Consider the following 4,414-nt stretch of genomic DNA (forward strand, 5'->3'; position numbering starts at 1 on the left):
GCTCGAACGCCATCATCGTTGGGGAAGCGGGTTCATCCTCCAACAGCTGCCGCAGTTCCCCTGGCTCGAACGCCATCATTGGTGGGGAGGCAGGCTCGTCCTCCAACAGTTGCCGCAGTTCCCCTGGCTCGAACGCCATCATTGGTGGGGAGGCAGGCTCGTCTTCCAACAGTTGCCGCAGTTCCCCTGGCTCGAATGCCATCATCGGTGGGGAGGCGGGTTCATCCTCCAGCAGCTGCCGCGGCTCTTCCTCGTGCGGCAAGCGCCTCCTTAGCCGGTCTTGCAGCGCCTGCCGATCGGCAACGAGGTTGTCGAGGGGCAGCGGCTCGTGGTCTGGCCGCTGCCCTTTCACCAATCGTTCAACCAGCGCCCACGTGCCCTCCAGGACAAATACGCCGCAATCATAATGGTTCGTCTGTCTGGCCATGGGGGCTGGCGCCAAGGTGGCATTCAGCAGTCCTGCGAGCTGTTTTGCAGGCACGTCGTTATATCCCTCTCGCTGGAGGGAGTCGTAGTGATAGGCGAACCGCCTTTCCGGGTCGCGGCGATCAACGAGCAGCAGCGACCAATGGGTGCCGGGGCTAGTAGCCGTGCCATTATTCACTGGCAAGAACAGGAAGTCGGCTGTGGCGTTGTTTTGATTATAGATGGACTGCAATATGCCTCGAGCGTCTTGCGGCGACGTGTGTCGCAGTAGATGGGATACGGAAGGATCCACCAGCCGAGTCCGGGCAGCGAGCGCCGGATTGATCCCCTGCAGTTGCCCCTCCAGCAAATTGTAATCTCTCTGGATATGGGCGTCGCTCAGCCATTCGGCGGCGCCGAGCACCCGCCCCGTTGCAACGTTGGACGGGGCTGTCGGATCGAGCGCCCCGATCTGAGCCCCAGAGGAACTGGTAGTCAGTGTGGTCACATCAACCAGTGGAAGGCCGCGGTAGGTGCCTGGCAGCCTAGCGGTTGCTGGCGAGGCGGGTTGGGGAGCTCTTGCCGGTGCCGCTGGCCCAGCTTCAGCAGCGGCCCCAACGCGCCTGGTGACTGCGTCTGCCGGATGAGCAGAAAGGACAGTTTCGCGCCCGAGCACAATGCGCGGCAGGATATCCCGGAGGTGAGCCAATGCAGAACTGATACTTAGCCTATTACCATAGGAGACAGCCTTGAAGCTCTCAACATCTTTATCCAGCGATTTGTCGTGAATCCGAGCCGCAATCCCAAGCTTGTTATTTTGACGCAGGTACTGACTAAAATGTCTAAGAAAATTTGTATAGCCGCCCACGGTATCTGGATTCCGTCCGGTCGCAGGCGCTGCCAGGTACTCCTTGGTCGAAGCGGCTCTGTAATTTCTAATGAGCTCGGCATCGTCAGGATAGGGGATCACGACAGGGCGAGCCATAATCGGGGCTCCGCCTGTCGACTTCTTGAGGTAACGCAGTGCGCCAGCCACGGTGGAGGAACCACCCGTACTCTCGTACTCCTTGAGATCCTGATCCAGCGACGAATGGTAAAGCCGAGCAGCAAACCCTGGCTTGTTGTTTTGAAGGAGCCACCGACTAAAGCCGAAAAGAGAATTTACATTGTAAGTGACCGTGTTCGCTTTGGCCTTACCCGCGTGGAATGCTGCCCTCAGCCCTTCGATAGCGGTCGCATCGTTGGAATAGACAGGACGCTTGTCGGCACCGTCGGGGACTACAATTGGACGATCCGGCTGCACTGTCGAGGGCATCGACCCACCACCTCCGGGATGCGGTGCTGGGGTGGATTCGTGCTCATCCCTCTGCCTGACGAGCTGCGCCTCACATTCCGGTGTAGCCACCTCATGAGGATCCTGCATCGGTTCGATCCCCTCCATCTCCTGCTGCAACCAAGCCAAAGCTTGGCGAGCGGCCTGCGCGGCTTCATCAACCGCGGAGGATGTCTCCACACCTCTGGCGGACGCCGGCAGAGCCTGCTCCGCCCGCCGTCGAAAGAGCTCTGGCGAGGCGGATTTCTCCGCCCACAATCTGGGCTGCGTAGCGAGTCCCCGTCCAGATTTATGTGGCACCGCCTCGCTTGGCAGCGGGCTGCTCCTGTCCCGTGCAGCTACCAGCTCCTCCGGGGCGCCCTGGTCGCCGTGGCGCCAGTTCAAGTGAGGGACGGCCTCTCCAAAGTCGGGCGCTTGGTGTTGGTGCGCGGTTGGGGCGAGAGACAATGGTAGATCGGTGCCCTCCTTATAACCTACCGGCAGGAGCTCCTCTGGCCAATCGAATCCCTGCTGTGGTGCGGTATGCTGAGCAGCGTCGCCACGGGGACGAGCCTCCATGCTGACCGCGTTTTCCAGATGATTCCCGAGTATAACGCGCGGCGGGTTCTTGCGGAGATAAACCAGCGCAGATTCGATCGGAGCTCCACCATTAGAGGAGGCGGCCTTGTAGCTCTCAACATCTTTATCCAGCGATTTATCGTAAATGCGACCCGCAATTCCGAGCTTGTCATTTTGACGTAGGTAATGACTGAAATGGTTAAGAGCAGTTGCGTAGCCGCTCGCGGATCTGAAATGTCTGGTGAGCGCGGCGTCGTCAGGATGGGGGTTCAGGACAGCGCGACCCACAATCGGGCCGGCTCCGCCCATCGACTTCATCAATTGACGCAGTGCGCCAGCCACGGTGGAGGAACCACCCCTACTCTCGTACTCCTCGAGATCCTGGCTCAGCGACGGATGGTAAAGCCGAGCAGCAAGCCCTGGCTTGTTGTTTTGAAAGAGCCAACGACTAAAGCCGAAAAGAGAATTTGTGCTGCGAGTGACCGTGTCCGGCCTGGCTTTACCCGCAAGGAGTGCTGACTTCAGCCCTTCGATGGCGGTGGCATCGTTGGAATAAACAGGACGCTTGTCGGCACCGTCGGGGACCACAATTGGACGATCCGGCTGCACTGTCGAGGGCATCGACCCGTCGAGATGCGGTGCTGGGGTGTATTCGTGCTCGTCCCCCTGCATCACAAGTTGCGCCTCCCGTTCCGATGTACCCACCTGATCGGTGGGGAGTTGCATCATCACGCGAGCGCCTGAGTTGCCAACCTCACCTGGTTGCCGCTCAGTGACAGCATGCTGCAGATTGCTTTGGATCCTCTGCCTCTTCGTTGGTCTCAACTCACCTTTACCATGCGAGCCATTGACGAGGACCTCCTCGCCTAGCGCACCCATCAACTCGTCCGCCGCCTGCAGTTCGCCCAAGTGCTGCTCAAAACCGGCTTGGCCGGCCTGTCCGCTTGCTCGTGCGGTACGGCGTGCTGCACCTGCAGCCAAGCTGCCACGATGAATGTCTAGTTTGTACGGGTGCACGCTATCCTCACTTCCACAGATCACATGAGCAACCTACTCAGGCAAGCTTTCGAGAGGCTGACGAGGTCCGCCGCCGCGGAAGGCGAAGGCTGGTTTTCTGCTCAGCGGTTGACGGCCTCGCGTGTTGCGGCCGCGCCGGGTATCACGCCAATCAATCTGAATAGTCGATGCGTCAAACGAACCAGGATGGGATTTTCGTAGCGGGGCTGCTCTACTCACTCTTGTCCTGAGGGCAGAATTCAACCATATCGCCGAGCAACTGGATGCCGATTGGATACCCGATCCGGAAAGCTTCAGCTCATATGTGACGCGAGGATGAGAATCGTGGCAGCTCCAGACCGACGGGCTGCCACCCACAGCGGCGATGACCGACGAGGGTCTTCTATTGCCAAGGCAATCGTCCGTTCGGGGACCTATGTGTTCCAATGCTCGTCGAGCGGATCGGTGGGCCGCACCGCCGTAGCGTTACGGCGAGCGGAAGCGGCGTTGGGTGCGGCTTTTCCCCTGAACGCTTCACACCAGGCTGATAGGGGATCTTGCAATCGCACACACGCGGTCTGCAGGCGTGCCTATCAAGCAGTTTGCTCAGACCAACGCCGCGGCGAGCCGATCCTCAATACGCAGCGCAAGTCCTAGACTCCACGATCGTCCTTCGGTGCAGATTTGCTCGCGCCTCGCCCTGATTACAGCTGATAAGGCGAGCTAACAATTGCAAGAGCCACAAGCTATTCCAGCTCGATCGGTTTGGTGTTCCAGTCGGGCGGGGTCTGACCGAGAATGTTGCGAACGAAGAAGTCTAGGAGTTTGCGCTCGGTGTAGGTGCCTAGAGTATGGTGATTGGCACCAGGAACGTAGACCATGTCAAAATCTTTTCCTGCCTTGATGAGTCGATCGGCAAGCTGGAACGAGCAAAACGGATCGACATTATCATCCATTTCGCCGACCGCGATCATCAGCTTGCCCTGCAGCCTGTGAGCATTGTCAACGGCGGAGGATTGCGAATATTCAATGCCGACCGGCCACCCCATCCAAAGTTCGTTCCACCAGGTCTTGTCTATCCTGTTGTCGAAGCAGCCGTTTTTGGCGACGGCGACCTTGTAG

At 59.2% G+C, this 4,414-nt stretch carries 2 protein-coding genes; both read right to left on the bottom strand.

What is annotated here, in order from left to right:
* Positions 1-3,205: Ulp1 family isopeptidase (locus tag EN893_RS20400; RefSeq protein WP_245490871.1), on the bottom strand; the 3,205-nt coding region annotated here is incomplete at its 3' end.
* Positions 3,206-4,038: 833 nt separating this feature from the next.
* On the bottom strand, positions 4,039-4,414 hold a 376-nt coding region (locus EN893_RS20405), incomplete at its 5' end, for a prolyl oligopeptidase family serine peptidase (protein ID WP_164900981.1).

Source organism: Mesorhizobium sp. M7A.F.Ca.CA.004.04.2.1, assembly GCF_004022825.1.
Classification (GTDB): Bacteria; Pseudomonadota; Alphaproteobacteria; order Rhizobiales; family Rhizobiaceae; genus Mesorhizobium.